Source organism: Alcanivorax sp. HI0007, assembly GCF_001635525.1.
GTDB lineage: Bacteria > Pseudomonadota > Gammaproteobacteria > Pseudomonadales > Alcanivoracaceae > Alcanivorax.
Genome location: NZ_LWEJ01000199.1, coordinates 1 through 276, shown reverse-complemented (window position 1 = coordinate 276; position 276 = coordinate 1). Strand labels below are relative to the sequence as shown.

At 49.6% G+C, this 276-nt stretch carries 1 protein-coding gene; it reads right to left on the bottom strand.

Going from position 1 to position 276, the window contains the following annotated elements; all coding sequences use genetic code 11:
• Positions 1 to 104 precede the first annotated feature (104 nt).
• Complete coding sequence (locus A3714_RS18415) at positions 105 to 263, bottom strand: recombination protein NinG (protein ID WP_369817829.1); 159 nt, start codon at positions 261 to 263, stop codon at positions 105 to 107.
• Between the last annotated feature and the right edge of the window lie 13 nt (positions 264 to 276).

The following is a 276-nucleotide window of genomic DNA, read 5'->3' as shown; positions in this document are numbered from 1 at the left end:
TTCTTGATAGCAGTCTCGGCAAGATGAATACAGGCCGTCCTTCTTCGTCGAGTCTTTGTTGAACTCCTCATGACGCTTTTCGAGACCGCATTTAGTGCAAATTTTCATGCACCCTCCTTTTTGAGTCGCCTTAGCTCGGCTCTGTAGTGAGCTTTGATTTTCTTCAAATCTTCTATCGTGTATTTCTTTGGAGCATGCTTTCCTTCCAGCCAGCCCACGGCCTCCTGCCCGATGCGCTCAATCAGGTTGATGCGGTAATCCACCACCCTGCCGGAC